At 72.5% G+C, this 15,789-nt stretch carries 12 protein-coding genes and 1 pseudogene; 6 read left to right on the top strand and 7 right to left on the bottom strand.

Annotation, left to right across the window (positions count from 1 at the left end):
• Positions 1 to 1,836, top strand: a complete 1,836-nt coding sequence (locus SHK17_RS09265; protein ID WP_322921843.1) for an ABC transporter ATP-binding protein — start codon at positions 1 to 3, stop codon at positions 1,834 to 1,836.
• An 18-nt stretch (positions 1,837 to 1,854) separates the two neighbouring features.
• Here the strand turns inward: SHK17_RS09265 and SHK17_RS09260 are convergent, their stop codons facing one another.
• Positions 1,855 to 3,132, bottom strand: coding sequence for an aminotransferase class I/II-fold pyridoxal phosphate-dependent enzyme (locus SHK17_RS09260; protein WP_322921842.1), 1,278 nt, complete (start codon positions 3,130 to 3,132; stop codon positions 1,855 to 1,857).
• 31 nt (positions 3,133 to 3,163) lie between these two features.
• Positions 3,164 to 4,114 (bottom strand): GlxA family transcriptional regulator, encoded by a 951-nt coding sequence (locus tag SHK17_RS09255; protein ID WP_322921841.1) that lies wholly within the window; start codon positions 4,112 to 4,114, stop codon positions 3,164 to 3,166.
• A gap of 94 nt (positions 4,115 to 4,208) precedes the next feature.
• Here SHK17_RS09255 and SHK17_RS09250 point away from each other — a divergent pair, with 94 nt between their 5' ends.
• Positions 4,209 to 4,367 carry a hypothetical protein gene (locus SHK17_RS09250; RefSeq protein WP_172272851.1) on the top strand — a complete coding sequence of 53 codons (159 nt, stop codon included), beginning with the start codon at positions 4,209 to 4,211 and terminating at the stop codon, positions 4,365 to 4,367.
• A gap of 89 nt (positions 4,368 to 4,456) precedes the next feature.
• Here the strand turns inward: SHK17_RS09250 and SHK17_RS09245 are convergent, their stop codons facing one another.
• The 3 genes from SHK17_RS09245 to SHK17_RS09235 form a co-directional block, all read right to left on the bottom strand.
• Entirely contained in the window at positions 4,457 to 5,299 is an 843-nt protein-coding gene (locus tag SHK17_RS09245; protein WP_322921840.1) for a patatin-like phospholipase family protein, read from the bottom strand.
• A 115-nt stretch (positions 5,300 to 5,414) separates the two neighbouring features.
• The gene (gene rpsA, locus SHK17_RS09240) at positions 5,415 to 6,896 is read right to left on the bottom strand and encodes a 30S ribosomal protein S1 (protein WP_172272856.1); all 1,482 of its coding nucleotides are present in this window, start codon (positions 6,894 to 6,896) and stop codon (positions 5,415 to 5,417) included.
• A 519-nt stretch (positions 6,897 to 7,415) separates the two neighbouring features.
• Positions 7,416 to 8,306 (bottom strand): phosphotransferase family protein, encoded by an 891-nt coding sequence (locus SHK17_RS09235; RefSeq protein WP_322921839.1) that lies wholly within the window; start codon positions 8,304 to 8,306, stop codon positions 7,416 to 7,418.
• A gap of 210 nt (positions 8,307 to 8,516) precedes the next feature.
• On the opposite strand from SHK17_RS09235, the gene SHK17_RS09230 reads away from it, so the two are divergent.
• The 3 genes from SHK17_RS09230 to SHK17_RS09220 all read left to right on the top strand — a co-directional run bounded on the left by SHK17_RS09230 (position 8,517) and on the right by SHK17_RS09220 (position 12,798).
• Positions 8,517 to 10,532, top strand: a complete 2,016-nt coding sequence (locus SHK17_RS09230; protein ID WP_322921838.1) for an Ig-like domain-containing protein — start codon at positions 8,517 to 8,519, stop codon at positions 10,530 to 10,532.
• A gap of 81 nt (positions 10,533 to 10,613) precedes the next feature.
• Entirely contained in the window at positions 10,614 to 11,453 is an 840-nt protein-coding gene (locus tag SHK17_RS09225) for a class I SAM-dependent methyltransferase (RefSeq protein WP_322921837.1), read from the top strand.
• 145 nt (positions 11,454 to 11,598) lie between these two features.
• Positions 11,599 to 12,798, top strand: coding sequence for an SGNH/GDSL hydrolase family protein (locus tag SHK17_RS09220; protein WP_322921836.1), 1,200 nt, complete (start codon positions 11,599 to 11,601; stop codon positions 12,796 to 12,798).
• A 52-nt stretch (positions 12,799 to 12,850) separates the two neighbouring features.
• On the opposite strand, the gene SHK17_RS09215 is transcribed toward SHK17_RS09220, so the two are convergent.
• Positions 12,851 to 13,840 (bottom strand): porin PorA family protein, encoded by a 990-nt coding sequence (locus SHK17_RS09215; RefSeq protein WP_172272865.1) that lies wholly within the window; start codon positions 13,838 to 13,840, stop codon positions 12,851 to 12,853.
• A gap of 84 nt (positions 13,841 to 13,924) precedes the next feature.
• Complete coding sequence (locus SHK17_RS09210; protein WP_322921835.1) at positions 13,925 to 14,656, bottom strand: class I SAM-dependent methyltransferase; 732 nt, start codon at positions 14,654 to 14,656, stop codon at positions 13,925 to 13,927.
• 50 nt (positions 14,657 to 14,706) lie between these two features.
• On the opposite strand from SHK17_RS09210, the pseudogene SHK17_RS09205 reads away from it, so the two are divergent.
• Positions 14,707 to 15,789, top strand: a pseudogene (locus SHK17_RS09205) (acyltransferase family protein); the annotation flags it as partial.

Here is a 15,789-nt window from a genome sequence, read left to right as displayed (position 1 = left end):
ATGGATGACCACTCCACCACTCGCGGCCCCGGCCGCTCGCGCCGCGGCCGTCCCGACCCCGCGGACCTGCGCCAGCTGTCGGAGTCGCCGGTCTCGCTGCGGCGGATCGCCCGGCTGTTCGCCCCGCACCGCGCCACGCTGGCCGTCGTCGTGGCCCTCATCGTCGTGAGCTCGGGCGTCGGGCTCGCGCAGCCGTTCCTCGTGCGCCACGTCATCGACGAGGCGCTGCCGCGCCAGGACGTACGCCTCCTGCTGGTCCTGATCGCGGCGATGCTCGGCGTCGCGGTCGCGACCGCCGTCATCGGCGTCGTCCAGACGTGGCTCTCCACGGCCGTCGGCCAGCGCGTCATGCACCGGCTGCGCAGCGACCTCTTCGCCCACCTCCAGCGCCAGTCGCTCGGCTTCTTCACCCGCACCCGCGGTGGCGAGGTGCAGTCGCGCCTGGTCAACGACATCGGCAGCATGCAGGGCGTCGTGACCCAGACCGCGACGTCGATCGCCGCCAACCTGACCGTGGTGGTCGGCACCGCCGTCGCCATGGTCGCCCTGAGCTGGCGACTCGCCCTCATCTCCCTGGTCGTCCTCCCGCCCGCCGTGCTGCTGACCCGCCAGGTCGCCCGGATGCGGCACCGGGTCACCGCCGAGCGCCAGCGCCGCCTCGCCGACCTGCACGTGCAGATCGAGGAGGGCCTGTCGGTCAGCGGCGTCCTGCTCACCAAGACCCTGGGCGCCTCCCCCCGCCTGACCGCGCGGTTCGAGGAGACCTCCGCCGACCTCGTCGGCCTGGAGATCCGCTCCCGCCTGGCCGGTCGCTGGCGCATGGCGACGATGAACATCGTGTTCGCCGCCGTCCCGGCGGCGATCTACCTCGCCGCCGGCTTCCCCGCGACCTCCGGCGGGATGACGATCGGCACGCTGGTCGCCTTCATCGCCCTGCAGGGCAACCTGTTCCGCCCGCTCATGGGCCTGCTCAACGTCGGTGTCGACATCACCGCCTCGCTCGCCCTGTTCAGCCGCATCTTCGAGTACGCCGACCTCCCGGTCGAGATCGCCGAGCCGGCCAGCCCCGCCCGACTCCCCCGCGCCGACGCGCGCGGCGAGGTCCGCCTCGAGCACGTGGGCTTCTCGTACGACGAGGACCGGCCGGTGCTCACCGACATCGACCTGCGCGTCCCGGCGGGCACGACGCTCGCCCTGGTCGGCGAGACCGGCAGCGGCAAGTCCACCCTCGCCGCACTCGTCCCGCGCCTGCACGACGCAACCAGTGGTCGCGTCACCATCGACGGCGTCGAGGTGCGCGACCTCGCCCAGGCCGACCTCGCGGACCTCGTCGGGGTGGTCACCCAGGAGACCTACCTGATGCACGCGAGCGTGCGCGACAACCTGCGCCACGCGCGCCCCGACGCGACCGACGCCGAGATCGAGCAGGCGTGCCGCGAGGCCCGCATCCACGACCTCGTCGTGTCCCTGCCGGAGGGCTACGACACCCTTGTCGGCTCCCGCGGGCACCGGTTCTCGGGCGGCGAGCAGCAGCGGATCGCCATTGCGCGGACCCTCCTGCGCGACCCCGCGGTGCTCGTCCTCGACGAGGCCACCAGCGCACTCGACAACGAGACCGAGCGGTCGATCCTCGCCGCGTTCGAGGACGTCGCCCGCACCCGCACCACCATCACGATCGCGCACCGGCTCTCGACGGTCCGCAACGCCGACCAGATCGCCGTCCTGCACCGCGGACGCGTGGTCGAGCTCGGCCCGCACGAGGAGCTGCTGCTGCGGGGCGGGCGCTACACCGACCTCGTCCGCGGCGGTCTCGGCGCCGAGCGCGTCGCCGCCTGAGGCCGGGTCACCCAGCAGTCAGGCGGTCGCCTTCTCGGCGGCGGCCAGCAGGACGCAGGTCGCGACCGCCTCCATCGCCTCGGTGACCTCGGCGAGCGGGGGCATCGTCGGCGCCAGCCGGATGTTGGTGTCGTCCGGGTCCTGCTTGTGGGGGAACGACGAGCCGGCCGGCGTCAGCGCGATGCCGGCCTCCTTGGCCAGCGCGACTACCCGGCTGGCCGTGCCGGGCACGACGTCGAGGTTCACGAAGTAGCCCCCGGCGGGCGTGTTCCAGGTCGCCACGCCGCGCCCCCCGAGCCGCTCGGTGAGGACGCGGTCCACCTCGGCGAACTTGGGCGCGATGATCTCGCGGTGCTTGACCATGTGGTCGCGGACCCCCTGCGGCGAGCCGAAGAACTCGACGTGGCGCAGGTGGTTGACCTTGTCGGGTCCGATCGACCCGTTGCCGAGGTGTCCGAGGTACCACGCGACGTTGTCCGTCGAGGCGGCCAGGAAGGCCACCCCCGCGCCCGCGAAGGTGATCTTGGACGTCGAGGCGAACATGAGGGGACGGTGCGGGTGCCCGGCCGCCGAGGCGAGGGTGAGGATGTCGGCGCTCTTCGCCTCCTCCTCGGTCAGGTGGTGCAGCGCGTAGGCGTTGTCCCAGAAGATCTTGAAGTCCGGTGCTGCGGTCGGCATCGCGGCCAGCCGGGCGGCCACGTCCTGGCTGACGATCGAGCCGGACGGGTTGGCGTACGTCGGGACGACCCACATCCCCTTGAACGTCGGGTCGTCTGCGACGAGCGCGGCGACCGCGTCGACGTCGGGGCCGTCCTCGCGCATCGGGACGGTCACCATCTCGATGCCGAGGCTCTCGAGGAGGGTGAAGTGGCGGTCGTAGCCGGGCACCGGGCACACGAAGCGCACCTTCTCCTCCTGGCCCCACGGGCGCTCGGAGTCGACGCCGCCGAAGAGCACCAGCCAGACCAGGCAGTCGCGCATCATCGTCAGGCTCGAGTTGCCGCCGGCCACGACCTGCTCGGGCTCGACCCACAGGAGCTCGGCGAACATCTCGCGCAGCTCCTTGAGGCCCTCGAGGCCGCCGTAGTTGCGTACGTCGACGCCGGCGGAGTCCTTCGTGGTGGTGGGCAGGCGGAGGAGCTCGTCGGCCAGGTCGAGCTGCTGGGCCGACGGCTTGCCACGCGTGAGGTCGAGCTTGAGGCCCCGCGACTTCAGCTGCTCGTAGGCCGCACGCTGCTCCTCGAGCAGGGCGGTGAGCTCGTCGGCGGACAGGTCGGCCAGCGCAGTCGCGTTCACACGGGCAAGGCTACCGAGCGGCGGGGTCGTCTCAGGCGGGCGTCCGAAACGTGCGCCGGTACTCCTGGGGGCTGACGCCGCGCGAGCGACCGAAGTGGTGGCGCAGCGTGGCGGCGTTGCCGAAGCCGACCTCGGCGGCCACCCAGTCGATCGAGTGGTCGGTCTGCTCGAGCAGCTCCTGCGCGGCCCGGACCCGTTCGCCGAGGATCCAGCTGTAGGGGGTCGTCCCGGTCTCCTCCTTGAAGCGCCGCGCGAAGGTGCGGGCCGACATGTGCATCTGTCGGGCCAGGGTGTCCACGTCGAGCTCCTCGCCGAGGTGCTCGCTGATCCAGGCGAGCAGGGGCGCCAGTGCCTCCGACTCGCACACCGGGACGGCGCGGGCGATGAACTGCGCCTGCCCGCCGTCGCGGTGCGGAGGTACGACCATGCGACGGGCCGTGGTGGCAGCGACCCTCGCGCCGAAGTGCTGGCGCATCACGTGCAGTGCGGCATCGAGACCCGCCGCCGAGCCGGCGCCGGTGACGATGGACCCGTCCTGGACGTAGAGCACGTTGCCGTCGATCGTCGCCTCCGGGAAGCGCGTGGCGAGCTCGTCGACGTGGCGCCAGTGCGTGGTCGCGCGGCGCCCGTCCAGCAGGCCGGCCTCCCCCAGCATGAACGCGGCCGTGCAGTGGGCGAAGACCTGGGCGCCGCGGCCGTGGGCCGCCCGGACCAGCTCGACGACCTCGGGGGACGGCTCGAGGTAGCCGCGCTTGGGGATCAGGCAGAGGAGGTCCGCGTCGGCCGCGTCCTCCAGCGAGTGGTCGACGTGCAGGTCGTATCCCGTGGCGCCCCGCACGCGTCCGGGACGCGGGGTGGCGACGAGGAAGTCGAAGACCGGGTTGTCGTCGTCGGGGTGGTAGGGCTCGCCCCACACCTCGCACATCGACCCGAGCCCGAACGGCTCAGCACCGTCCTGCACCACCGCGACGACCTTCTTCATGCGGCCCACCCTGCACCACCCGTGGCAGTAAATCAACCAACTCTGTCATTCCTGCCACTGGTGGCAGGAACTGGATGAGCGGAGGATTACTGCCATGAACACGATCATCGTCCTCCTGGTCCTGGCCGCCCTCGTCTCGCTGCTGGTCAGCTATGCCCGTCACGACCGGTTCGCCGGCCCCTCGTCCACCAGCCACCCGTTCGACGAGCTCGGCCTCATCGAGGAGCGCGGCCACCTCGTCCACCGCTCCTGACCACGCGTGGTCCGCACCTGCGTGACGTACGACCCCGAAGGCCCGCCGGAGATCCCCGGCGGGCCTCTCGTCGTCCAGTGGCTCGGTGCTCAGGCGGCCCAGACGCCGCGGACCTGGTCGACGAGGTCCCCTGACTGGCGCAGGCCCGCCTCGGCCGCGGCAGCCCGCTTGGCCGGGTCGAGCAGGTTGCGGCCGAAGGCGGCGAGCGCCTCGGGATCGGGGGTGATGACCGACCACGCGCGGGGCGCCACCTTCTCCATCTGCGCCCGGATGGACGTGTTCTTGCTGAACGCCCTGGGCAGCGGGGCGAGCACCACCACTCGCTCGGCACCGGTGACGACGTCGACGTTGGCGGTGGAGCGCATGCCGCCGTCCATGTAGGTGCGGCCGCCGATCGAGACGGGCGGCCACACCGTCGGCACGGCACAGCTCGCGGCGACGGCCGCGACGAGGTCGACGCCGGACTCGCGGGTGAAGACGGTGAACTCCCCGCTGTCGGTGTCCACGGCGGTGATCCGGAGGTCCCGGTCCGGCCAGTCGTGGACCGGCAGCCGCGAGCGGATCACGCCCTCGCGGTCGACGCTGCCCGGCTTGTGCGCGGCACGTGCGACCCGGCCGACCCGAGCGAGCTTGTCGCGACCGCTGCCGGGGAGGACGTAGGGCGGCGCCAGCTTGAGTGCGGCGATCCGGGAGAGCCGCCCACCGAGCTCGGCGTCCGGCGGTTCGAGCTGTGAGGCGTAGAGGCCGGGGAGCGACAGGCCGCTGCCCAGCTGGGCGCCGACGACCGAGCCCGCCGACGTGCCGACCACGACGTCGGCACCGGTGAGGTCGACCCCCGCCTCCGCCAGCCCGTGCAGGATCCCGAGCTCCCACGCGATGCCGGTGATGCCTCCGCCGCCGAGGACCAGGGCCGACGTTCCACGTCCAGTCATGTGCCAGTTCTAGCCGACCCGTCCACGTCCGCGGCCCACCCGGCGTACGACGACGGCCCGCCGGGTGATCCCGGCGGGCCGTCGTGTCGTGCGGTCGTGCGTGGGGGTCAGCCGATCAGGCCTGGCCGCCGGTGAGCTTCTCGCGGAGCGCCTGCAGCGCCTCGTCGGACGCCAGCGAGCCGCCGGTGTCGCCACCGGTCTCGACCTCGGTGTCGCCACCCGAGGAGTAGGACGTGGCCTCGCCGGCCTCGACCTCGGCCTGCTTGGCCTCCTCCTGCTGCTTGACGTGCGCCTCCCAGCGAGCGTGCGCCTTGGCGTACTGCTCCTCCCAGGTCGCGCGCTGCTCGTCGAAGCCCTCGAGCCACTCGCCCGTCTCGGGGTCGAAGCCCTCGGGGTAGACGTAGTTGCCCTGCTCGTCGTAGGTCGCGGTCATGCCGTAGAGGGTCGGGTCGAACTCCTCCACGTCGGCGGCGGCGGACGTCTCGTTGGCCTGCTTGAGGGACAGCGAGATCCGGCGACGCTCGAGGTCGATGTCGATGATCTTGACCATGACGTCGTCGTTGACCTGGACGACCTGCTCCGGGATCTCCACGTGGCGCTCGGCCAGCTCGGAGATGTGCACCAGGCCCTCGATGCCCTCCTCGACACGGACGAACGAGCCGAAGGGCACCAGCTTGGTGACCTTGCCCGGCACGATCTGGCCGATCTGGTGGGTGCGGGCGAAGTGCTGCCACGGGTCCTCCTGCGTCGCCTTCAGCGACAGGGAGACACGCTCGCGGTCCATGTCCACGTCGAGGACCTCGACGGTGACCTCGTCGCCGACGGCGACGACCTCGGACGGGTGGTCGATGTGCTTCCACGACAGCTCGGAGACGTGGACCAGGCCGTCGACGCCACCGAGGTCCACGAAGGCACCGAAGTTGACGATCGAGGACACGACACCCTTGCGGATCTGGCCCTTCTGGAGCTGGGTGAGGAAGCCGTGGCGGACCTCGGACTGGGTCTGCTCGAGCCAGGCACGGCGCGACAGGACCACGTTGTTGCGGTTCTTGTCGAGCTCGATGATCTTGGCCTCGAGCGTCTGGCCGACGTAGGGCTGCAGGTCGCGGACGCGACGCATCTCCACGAGGGACGCGGGCAGGAAGCCGCGGAGGCCGATGTCGAGGATGAGGCCGCCCTTGACGACCTCGATGACGGTGCCCTCGACGACGCCGTCCTCCTCCTTGACCTGCTCGATGGTGCCCCAGGCACGCTCGTACTGAGCACGCTTCTTGGACAGGATCAGGCGGCCTTCCTTGTCCTCCTTCTGGAGGACGAGGGCCTCGACCTTGTCACCGACGGTGACGACCTCGTTGGGGTCGACGTCGTGCTTGATCGACAGCTCGCGGGACGGGATGACGCCCTCGGTCTTGTAGCCGATGTCGAGGAGGACCTCGTCGCGGTCCACCTTGACGATGGTCCCCTCGACGATGTCACCGTCGTTGAAGTACTTGATGGTCTCGTCGATAGCGGCGAGGAAGTCCTCTTCGGACCCGATGTCGTTGACAGCCACCTGCGGGGCGTCGTAGTCCGGAAGAGTGGAGAGCGTGCTCGTCATATGGGAAGTGATTCCTTGGATGGGTGGAGTCGTGCGGACGCGCGCAGCCGTCTGTTTCACTGGCCTCTCATCGGTGACGGGTCACTGACAGGGGCACGGCGAGCCGGGGTTCGCTCGGTATGGAAGCCGGGCAGACGTGTGGCGCAACTCCCAAGCGTACGCGGGTCCGACCGTCCGCGTCCAACCGGGCGGCACGCTCACGCCACGCTCGGCGCACGCCCGCACGACGTCGGCCCCGGCACCCTCCTCGGCCCGTGTGACGTGCACCGGATTCCGGGGTTCCGACCTGCAGCGGCGATGCGCCGTGTTACCTATTTGTGGGTATGTCGTTGATCGACCACGGGAGCCAAGGCCAAGTCCAACCCGTCCGACGTGAGGTCCGGCCCGCGCCGGCCGCTCGGCCGGGCCGACGGGAGCGACCCGCTCCCGGCGGGGATGGGCTGACCCCGACCTGATCCGACCGGACCCGTGCTCCCAGTGGCCCACCGCCGCCGGGAGCACGGCCGCGTGCTGCCCGGGTCAGTCCCCGAACGGCCACGCGTGCAGGTCGCCGGTCTCCGCGATCGCCCGGAGCAGCACGTCCGCGCGATCGGCGACGGGGTTCGTCCCGACACGCGCGGCCAGGTCGATCAACGCCCACAGGTCGGCGGCACGGGCGCCGGCGAGGAGCATCTCGGGACTGCCGCCCCGCAGGCCCGTCCACGCCTCCAGCACCGCCTCGACGTACGCCGGGTGGCGCTCGAACCGCACGAGGTTGCCGACGTCGGTCCACGGGTGGCCGGCGTGGGCGAACTCCCAGTCGAGGACGGCGGTGGGCTCGAGCGTGCCGGGGTCCACGAGGACGTTCTTGGGGTTGAGGTCGCTGTGCACCACGCAGGTGCGACCGACGGTGTCGAGCACGTCCTGGGCCGGCCCCGCCGCCTCCACGAGGCTGGCTCGTCGTCCCTGGGGCCAGCCGGGCAGCCGGGACTCGATCCACTCCCCCAGGTCGTCGCCCGGGAAGCGGCCGACCGACAGGTCCGCGTCCACGAACGGTCCCGGGCGCAGCATCGGCATCCCGGCGAGCGTGCCGGCGACCCGGCCCATCGAGCGACCGAGCCGGCGCGTGCCGTCCTCGTCCAAGCCCGGCAGCACGAGGTCACCGCGCTCGCCCGGCACGTACGCGGTCACGAGCAGGCCCGGCAGCCCCGAGGCCGGGTCCTCCCGCCTCGCCTCGAGCACCTCGGGCACCGGCACCAGTCCACGCACCAGGCGCAGCACCGCCCGGTCGACCTCCGGCGCGGCGGAGCCGCGCCCGTCCCCCGGCGGGTAGATGCGCACGACGGCACGCTCGCCGCCCACCTCCCCGAGGAAGGTCCGGCCCGAGTGGCCGCCCGCCAACGGGTCCAGTGACAGCTCGAGGTCGCTCACCCGCTGATCGTGGCACGACCCGCGTCTCACCCCTACGGGGAACCTTTGTGTTACCTCTGCGTGGCTTCGTCGTTGATCGGTTTGATCGCAGGTATCCGTCGCGTGGGTTTCCCGAGAATCCGCTCGACGCCACTACATGAGGGGGCACAGATGCATCACACACACCCACCCCGGCACTCGCGCCGGGTCACGACGGCGTCGCTCGCAGCCATGGCCGTCGTCCTCCCGGGATCGCTCCTGGGACTCACCGCAGCGCCCGCGTCGGCAGCGCCGTTGCCGGCGGCGTACTCCGGCTCCGCGCACGCGGACATCGTCGACCTGAGCGCCGACCTCCTGGCACCGCTCGCACCCGGGTCGGTCGCGGACGTCGAGATCGGGCACAGCCGGAGCGCCGTCACCAGCGCCGCCAGCGGCAGCGGCAGCTCCACCGCCACGTCGTCCAACCTCGACGCCGACCTGCTCTTCGGCAACGTCCCGATCCAGACCGACTCCCAGACCGCCACCGCGCCGCCGTCGAGCGACCCGGCGCCGGAGACGCTCGCGCCCGTCCCGCTGGCCCCGCTGGCCGACATCGGCCTCGTGCAGGGTGACACGCAGGCCGCGTGGTCCGGCGGCGACTCCTGCGTGCCCGGCGTGAACGGCACCCGCACGCTGTCCCAGTCGCGTACGACGCTGGCGCGCAGCACCGTGGGCACCATCCCGGCGTTCCTCCCCGGCGTCAGCGGCGCGCTCGTCGACGTCGAGGCGTCCGAGACCCGGACCGGCACCTACCTCGTCGACGACGGCGCCGGTGGCTCGGACGTCCTCTCCAGCGCCACCACCACCGTGGGCGACGTCGAGCTGCTCGGCGGTCTGGTCACCGTCGACGTGACGCACCCCGTCGTCCTCCAGGCGCGCTCCGACGGGACGACGGGCTCCGCCGGCTACGCCAGCCCGCCCACCGTCGTCGCGACGATCCAGGGCAACCAGATTCCCATCCCGCTCAACAGCCAGCCGCGCACCATCGCGCTCCCGTCGGGCCTCGACGCGCTCGTCGACCTGACGATCACCGCGTTCCAGCCCACCCAGCAGTCCGCCGGCGCCACCGGCAGGGCGACGCTGGACGCCCTCTTCCGCGTCGACCTCGAGGTCATCACCCTCCCGGCCCCGGCACCTCGGATCACGGTCGCCGACGTGTCGCTCGCCGTCGCGCCGTCGGCCGTGGACGCCACCGCGCCCAGCGGCGGCGTGGAGTGCGACAGCGGTCCCCAGTCGGGCGCCCCTGCGGCACCGGACATCACCTCCCCCGCAGCCGGGGCGGTCGTGACGGACTCGACGCCGGCGATCTCCGGCACCGGCCAGCCCGGCGCGACCGTGACCGTCCGTGAGGGCGACACCGTCCTGTGCACGGCGGTGGTGCGGCAGGACCGCACCTGGTCGTGCTCGCCCAGCACGCCGCTCGGCGCCGGCCCGCACACCGTGACCGCGACCCAGACCGACGACAACGGCACGGCGAGCGGCTCGGACTCGGTGACCTTCACCGTCGTGCCCGACCCGACCGACCCGGACGGTGACGGCCTGCCGAACGGTCAGGAGACCGCCGAGGGCACCAACCCGAACAACCCCGACACCGACGGCGACGGCCTCACCGACGGCGCCGAGGTCACCACCCACGGCACCGACCCGCTCGACGCGGACACCGACGACGACGGGCTCACCGACGGCGCCGAGGTCACCACCCACGGCACCGACCCGCTCGACGCGGACACCGACAACGACGGGCTCGGCGACGGTGCCGAGGTCAAGGGCGTGCAGGTCCGCGAGCGCTTCGAGGTCTGCGGCACGAAGGCCCGGAAGTCCATCACGGTGACCACCGACCCGCTGCGCAAGGACACCGACAAGGACGGGCTCAGCGACGGCCGCGAGGTCACGGGCTACAAGATCAAGCAGAAGGTGAAGACGCGCAAGGGCAGCTTCGTCATCGGCAGGACCCGGTCGAACCCGACGAAGAAGGACACCGACCGCGACGGCCTCAAGGACAAGGTCGAGACGACCGGCAAGGCCAACAAGCGCTTCGGCAAGGCCAAGACCGACCCGACCAAGTGCGACACCGACCGGGGTGGCGTCCGCGACGGCGCCGAGGTCCGCGCCAAGGCCGACCCGGCCGACTGGCGCTCGGGCCCGCGTGACCCGCAGGTGCGCAACGGCCGCTCGGCCAGCGAGCGCGGGACGTCCGGCATCGGCTGACACGCCGCAGCCCCGCCCCGCACCACGCCGGCGCACCGGACAGGCTCCTGTCCGGTGCGCCGGCTCCTCTACGCTCCGGGGGTGCACGATCACGAACCCCAGTCGGTGCGGGTCGAGCGACGACCGGTCTCCGAGCGGGAGTCACGCGCCGCCAACGGGCCCGACTGGGACCGCTACGCCGACGAGTACCAGGCCACCCACGGTGCGTTCCTCGGCGACGCCGGGTTCGTCTGGGGCCCCGAGGGGCACACCGAGGACGAGCTGCGGGTGCTCGGCGACGTCCGCGGCCTCGACGTCCTCGAGGTGGGCAGCGGTGCAGGACAGTGCTCGCGCTGGGTGCGCACCCACGGCGGACGCGGCTTCGGCCTCGACCTCTCCCACCGCCAGCTCCAGCACTCGCTCCGCCTCGACGAGGAGACCGGGGTCAGGGTGCCGTCCGTGCGCGGGACCGCGACCGACCTCCCCTTCGCCCCCGGCAGCTTCGACATCGTCTTCTGCTCCTTCGGCGCCCTGCAGTTCGTCGCCGAGATCGACCGGGCGGTCGGCGAGGTCGCCCGCGTGCTGCGCCCCGGCGGGCGGTTCGCGTTCTCCGTCACCCACCCCACGCGGTGGATGTTCCCCGACGACCCGGGCGAGCCGGGCCTGACGGCGACGCAGTCCTACTGGGACCGCACCCCCTACGTCGAGATCGACGACGCGTCGGGCGTCGTGTCCTACGTCGAGCACCACCGCACCCTCGGCGACTGGGTGCGGCTGCTGGCGGCGCGCCGCTTCAGGCTGGTCGACCTCGTCGAGCCCGAGTGGCCCGAGCACCACGACCGCGTGTGGGGCGGCTGGTCACGCACCCGCGGGACGCTCACGCCGGGCACCGCCATCTTCGTGGCGCACCTGCAGGACACCCGGGACCTCCCTGCCGGGTGACGGGACCGGTCGTCCGGCTGCCGCGACCATCGCGGGGAGGTACGTTGCCCCCGTGCTCCGTTGGCCTCGTCACCCCCTCGCCGCGCGACGGACGAGGACGACCGCCCGAGCGCTGGTGATGTCCGCGGCCGGATGCACGATGCTCATGGCCGTCGCCGCCCCCGCAGCCGGCCGCGTCGACGGGGTGGTCGGCGAGGTGGTCGGCGAGGTGGTCGTCACCGGAGTGTCGCGCGACGCCGCGGCGCGGACGGACCGCGACCGTGACGGCCTGTCCGACCGCCGCGAGCTGGGCGACAGCGCCCTGAGCCAGCCCGACCTCGTGCCCCTGACGACCGCACTCGCGCAGCGCGGCGTCCGCAGCGTGCGCCTGCTCTTCCTCGGGTCGTCGACGACGTACGGCGTCGGCGCCAGCACGACCGGCAACCGCTACGTCGACCAGGTCGTCGCCCGCCTGCAGGGGGCCTTCCCGTCGGGCACGGCGCCCGCCCCGGTCCGCGACCTGCGGCGCAGCACCCGACGGCCGGACGACTCCCCCGGTGTCCAGGGCGTCAACGGCGGTGTCGGCGGCGCCACCGCGGCGACGTACTTCACCGACGCGCACGCCTACGCGGTGCGCGAGCTGCAGCCGACGTGCGTGGTGCACCTCATCGGCTCCAACGACTCCGTCGCCCGCGTGCCGGTGGACGCCTACCGGACGCAGGTGCGGGACGCGATCCGACGCATCGACCAGCTCAGCGACCGTCCGCCGTGCCACGTCCTGGTCCGGCCGGTGCGGCGCTACCAGGTGGGCGTCGAGGCGTGGGCGGCGTACGGCGAGGCGCTGCGCGGGACCGCCCTCGGCCTGCGCCGCGTCGCGTACGTCGACGCCGGAGCCGCGTTCGAGGAGCGTGACGCGCTCGGCGCGGACCGCGCGGACCTCGTCGGCGCCGACCGGGTCCACCTGACCGACGCCGGCCACGCCCTGCTGGCCGCCACCGTCGTCGAGGCGCTCGGACTGTCGGTCACCGGCCTCGGCACCGGCACCGACCCGCGGGACGCCGACAGCGACGGGGACGGCATGGCGGACGGCCGCGAGGTCCGCGGCTACGTGGTCCGGCAGCGGGTCGTGCCGTGCTCGGGACCCGCCGTCGTCCGGCAGCGCACGAGCAGCCTGCCCTTCCGGCGCGACACGGACGGCGACGGCATCGCCGACCTGCGCGAGGTCACCGGGCACCGGCTGCTCGACGGCCGGACCGTGCGCACCGATCCGGCCGACGCGGACACGGACGGGGACGGTCGCGACGACGGGCGCGAGTCGTCGGCGCGGGGCGCGGACCCCACGACGTGCGGACGGCCGGCGGGGTGATCCCGCCGGCCGTCGCCCCGACCGCTGTGCGGGTCGGGTGGGTGGTTCCTCGTCAGGCGGTGTGCGCCGGACGGTTGCGCTGCCGGGCCATCATCGCGATCCCGGCCACGAGCAGCAGCAGGCCGAGGATGCCGCCCACGATCGGCAGCCAGATGCGGACGATCTTGAGCTGGGTGGCGAGCGAGGAGTAGGTGTCGACGTTCTCCGAGACTGTGTCGGGGTTGTAGCCGATGACGACGTCGGTGAGCGTGGCCACCTCCTCGCCCTGGTACTCGGCGACGGTGAGCTGGTCCTCCTGGCCGCGGATGATCACGCCGGTCTCCGGCTCGATCCAGAGCGTGCGGGTGTTGGAGTAGACGCGGTCGAGGGTGACGTCGCCCTCCTCGTCGATGCCGAAGAACGCCGCCGGTGCGGTGATGTTGCCGACGGTCGACGGCGCGATCTGCTGCTCGAAGCGGTAGACCTCGAGCCCCTCGATGGTCTCGGCCTCCTGGAACTCGATGTCCGGAGCCTCGCCGAGCGAGCCGTCCCAGAACTGGTAGGTCTTCTGCTCGGTCTGGAAGGGGAACTTGAAGTAGAGGCCCTCGAACCCGATGGTGTCCTTGACCTCCACGCCGCGGTCGTCGGCGGTGGTGGCGGTGAAGGTGTCACAGCACTTGACGGTCTCGCCGGTGTGCCGGTCGAAGGCGACGCGGTCGTGGCTGCCGGAGCGCGGCGGGTCGTCGGGGCTGACCTCGGCGCCCGGCTCGTCGGTGTAGACCAGCGTCTCCCACACGGCGATGTCGCGGCCGAGCTCGTCGCTGGCCTCCTCGGAGGCCTCGACGTCACCGACGACGTTGCGGGTGGAGACCAGGTCGACGGTGATCTCCTGCTGGCTGGCAATGTCGAAGATGGTGGCGTCCGGGCCCTCGGACACGGAGACCGTGTCCTGGTCCAGCGGGACCACAGCCAGGCGGTCGTAGGCGTAGAACCTCGCCAGCAAGGCCACGGCGAGGAAGAAGACGCCCACTCCCGTCAAGATGACTCCGAGCTTCCTGCTCACTCTTGGTGCTCCCTCGTTCGGCTCATGTGACGCGCGCACGTTACCAGCCAGTCACCTACGTGGCACCCAACTTCGAAGGCAAATTCACCGCGCGTCGATCTCGACCACGACGACCGCGTGGGCGGTGTAGAGGAGCCGGTCGTACGGCGTCCCCCAGGCTTCCTCGGGCACCACCTCCCGCCAGCGGTTGCGGTGCCTCTCGCGCACCAGCGCGCGCATCCGGCTCGACGGGATCTCGCCCGATCGCAGCTGCGCGTCCAGCGAGGGGTTGTAGCCCACGGGGTGGGTGATCCACAGCCTGCCCCCGGGCCTGACGTGCGCGCGCAGCCGCTCGATGGCCCGGGCGGGCTTGGCCGGGTCGAGGACGTCCTCGTCGAGGCCCACGTGCTCGAGGGTGGAGATGGCCAGCACGAGGTCGAAGGTCCTGCCGAGGTCGAGGTCGGCGACGTCGGCGTTGAGGACGCCGGGCGCCTGCTCGTACTTGTCGACGACGACGTGCGACACGTCCGCGTAGTGCCCGAGCACGTTGCCGACCTCCAGGACCTCGGCTCCGGGGTGCCGCTCGAGCAGGTCCAGCGCGAGGGCCACCTCGACGGCGCGCTCGTTGAGCCAGGTGTAGTGGTAGCCGTGGACGAAGTAGGGCAGTGTCCGTCCGTCCCAGGCGAAGCCGCCGGGCGCGCGGCGCGCCCGCGGTCCCCCGGTGAGCCACCCCCAGCCCCACCGCGCGGACGAGCCGAGGACGTCCACGACACCGCGGTCGCGGGAGGTGGCGAGCAGGCGGGACAGGACGGCGACCACACGGCGCAGGAGCGGCATGCGCGCACGATAGTGCCGCCGGGCGCGGCACCGCGTGCGATCATCGCTCCATGCAGCGCCCGGACGACTCGAGCGTCGCGACGACGTTCCCCGTCCTGGACTCGCTGCGCGCCCTGGCCGCGATGGCCGTCCTCGCCACGCACGCCGCCTTCTGGGCCGGCGACTACTCCGAGCCGGTGTGGGGCTGGGCGCTCGCGCGGCTCGACGTCGGCGTGGCGGTGTTCTTCGTGCTGTCCGGATTCCTGCTGTCCCTGCCGTGGTTCGAGCGGCACCGCACGGGACGGCCGGCGCCGTCGACCGGTCGCTACCTGTGGAAGCGCGCGCTGCGGCTCGCGCCGGTCTACGTCATCACGGCCGTCGCCGCCCTGTCGCTGCTCCCCGGCAACGACGACGCCGGGCCAGGCCAGTGGGCCTCGACGCTCCTGCTGGCCGACATCTACGTCGACGACCAGCTGCCCGACGGCCTGACCCAGATGTGGAGCCTGGCCACCGAGGTGGCCTTCTACGTCGTCCTGCCGGCCCTGATGTGGCTGGCCCTCCCCCGCCGGGACGGACGCCCCGGGCGTGCCCGCCTCGCCCCCGTGGTCCTCGCGATGGTGGCGACCACCGTCGTCTGGCTGCTGGACCTGTCGGTGCGCCTGGACACGGGCGACACGATGATGCGGCTCTGGCTGCCGTCCTACCTCACGTGGTTCGCGGTCGGCCTGGTCCTCGCCCGGACGGTCACGCGGGCCCGCCACCGCGACCGGGGCGCCCGGGACCGGCTGACCGTGCTGGTCCTGGAGCTGGGCCGGTCCCCCGGCCTGTGCTGGCTCTCGGCCGCGGCCCTCTTCGCCGTCGCCGCCACGCCCGTCGCCGGGCCCGCGGACCTGACTCCCCCGACGCTGGGTGCGGCGCTGACCAAGAACCTGCTGTACGCCGCCGTCGCGGGACTCATCGTCCTGCCGGGCGTGTTCGCGCCCGCCGACGGGCGCTTCGCCCGGGTGCTGTCGCGTCCCGTGCTCCGCCACCTCGGGCACCTGTCCTACGGGATCTTCTGCGTGCACCTGCTGCTGCTCGAGCTGATCACCGAGTGGCGCGACATGCCGCTGTTCGAGGGCCGTGGACTGGAGCTGTTCTCGCTCACGCTCCTC

Origin of the sequence: Nocardioides renjunii (assembly GCF_034661175.1) — a bacterium.
Taxonomy (GTDB): Bacteria; Actinomycetota; Actinomycetes; order Propionibacteriales; family Nocardioidaceae; genus Nocardioides; species Nocardioides renjunii.
The sequence above is the reverse complement of the archived record's forward strand: the minus strand, read 5'-3'. Positions and strand labels throughout refer to the sequence as shown.